Consider the following 257-nt stretch of genomic DNA (forward strand, 5'->3'; position numbering starts at 1 on the left):
GAAGCGAGTCGGGTTGGAACGGGCTGACCCAGGAAGAGGTGTTCGACGAGCGTCTGGCGGACCACGCACTGAAGAGGCAGCGTGCGCTGTTCGAAAGCTTTTGGCGTTCAAACAGGCCTGAGGTAGAAGATCCCGGCGTGCTGGGCCGACGTTATCCCTCGTTGCCGCATCAGGCCGTGGACGAGGTGATGGGCGCCGCCACCCCGCTTGAACGCAGTCGCCTGAAGGACACTGGCAAGGTGCCGAGGCGTCTGGAT

General features: G+C 63.4%; 1 protein-coding gene. It reads left to right on the forward strand.

Going from position 1 to position 257, the window contains the following annotated elements; all coding sequences use genetic code 11:
* A partial coding sequence (locus tag AC0L3B_RS39825; protein WP_473383395.1) for a hypothetical protein occupies window positions 1–257 on the forward strand: 257 nt, incomplete at both ends.

The organism is Bradyrhizobium sp. Kon56 (genome assembly GCF_055807635.1).